3 protein-coding genes and 1 pseudogene are annotated in these 1,471 nt (G+C 71.5%); all 4 read right to left on the bottom strand.

Annotated elements, in window-relative coordinates:
• Positions 1-180, bottom strand: a pseudogene (locus I8N67_RS41495) (hypothetical protein); the annotation flags it as partial.
• 14 nt (positions 181-194) lie between these two features.
• Positions 195-428 carry a hypothetical protein gene (locus tag I8N67_RS41500; protein ID WP_200309510.1) on the bottom strand — a complete coding sequence of 78 codons (234 nt, stop codon included), beginning with the start codon at positions 426-428 and terminating at the stop codon, positions 195-197.
• A 21-nt stretch (positions 429-449) separates the two neighbouring features.
• Positions 450-914, bottom strand: a complete 465-nt coding sequence (locus I8N67_RS41505) for a hypothetical protein (protein WP_200309512.1) — start codon at positions 912-914, stop codon at positions 450-452.
• A gap of 46 nt (positions 915-960) precedes the next feature.
• Positions 961-1,281: a hypothetical protein gene (locus tag I8N67_RS41510; RefSeq protein ID WP_200309514.1), complete on the bottom strand. Its 321-nt coding sequence runs from the start codon at positions 1,279-1,281 to the stop codon at positions 961-963.
• Positions 1,282-1,471: the final 190 nt, after the last annotated feature.

Here is a 1,471-nt window from a genome sequence, read left to right on the forward strand (position 1 = left end):
ACGCTGCGGTTCGCGGGTGCTGCGCCACCCGTCGTCGACTTCGGTGCGGCACCAGTCGCCTTCCGGGTTCTTGTGCCAGCGGGTATGCCGGGTGGATCCGTCGCCGTGGCGCGGGTTGACCAGAGCTACGGCTTTGCCGCATCCGGTGCAGTCGCCGTACTCGGTCCAGGGGGAAGCCATCGGGTGCTCCTCGGTTAGCGGGTGGTGGGGGCGACGGGGCCGGAAGGCGCGGCGGTCGGCTGGGCGTGGTCGTCTTTGGGCGGCCACGTTCCGGCGGCGATCTGTTCACGCCGGGCATCGAGGAGCCGGCGGAGCGCGTCGGCCTTGAGGGCGTAGCGGCGGCTGGCGGCGTCGGCTTCACGGATGGCGTGCTCGATGGCTGCGGGGCTGGCGTGGGCGGCGAAACGCGGGTTGATACGGCTGGCCATGACGGTGGCTCCGGGGGGTGGTTAGGCGGCAGGACCAGACAGGGCGGGGGCGGCATGGACGGTGAAGCCGCCGTCGGGGTGGCGGATGATCCAGTCGCCGAAGCGGGCAACGACGTGGCCGGGCTTGATGCCGATGCGCATGCCGACGGTGGTGGTCCGGCCGTCGACCAGCTCGGTGAACTGCTTCGTGAAGACGCCGTCGCGGTCGAGCTCGTGGTCGATGAGGCCGTAGCTGCGCGGGGTGAGCTTCCACGTCTTGCAGCCTGCGGCTTCGAGTTCGACGAGCGGCGCGCAGTGCTGGCATTCGGCGCGGACGTCGGCCAGGTTGCCGTTGTCGTCGACGTCCCGGTTGTCGGCGTCGCCGAGGTGCTGGCCGCAGCCGTTGCAGGCGCGCTTGATCTTGAACGTGGTGGTCTTGTTGCCGTCGGCGCCGACGGTGATCACGTCGGGGGTGTTGGTGCGGGCGGGGTACGGCGTGGTGGTCAACGGGGCTCCTGTGCGTTGTGGGTTATCCGGATGTGTGCGGGGGCGATCAGACGGCAGGGCCCGGCGGGTGGCCGTTGACGGCGCGGGCTACGGCGAGGGCGTGGACGAGGTGCGTCGGATGGGTGGGGCTGTCGTCGGCCACGTAGTCGGCTGCGGTCTCCAGGAGTTCGGCCAGCAGGCCGCCGACGGCGGGGTGCATGGCTGCGGCGTACTGCGACCAGACCATCGGGCTGATCTGTCCGGGGCCTGCCCAGGTGGTGAGGTCGGTCCACTGGAGTTCGTGGCGTTCGAGGGTGGTTCGGGTGCGGGTAGCGAGGTCGCGGAGCGCGGTGGCTGCGGTGCGGAGTTCGTCGGTCGGGCTGGTCATGGGGTCACTCCTGGGTCGCGGGCGGGCTGTGTGGGTCTGTGGCGGGCTGGGAGGTGGGTGGGGTGCCCGGAGTCCGGCGGGCGGCTGTACGGGCGCCTGAGGGCCACTGAGACGCTCCTAGGCGGCAGGGAGGGCGCGGAGGTGGCGGGCGGAACGCTGCTCCCGGATCGCGCCGACGGCTTCGCAGAGA

This window comes from Streptomyces adelaidensis (genome assembly GCF_016598475.1).
Classification (GTDB): domain Bacteria; phylum Actinomycetota; class Actinomycetes; order Streptomycetales; family Streptomycetaceae; genus Streptomyces; species Streptomyces adelaidensis.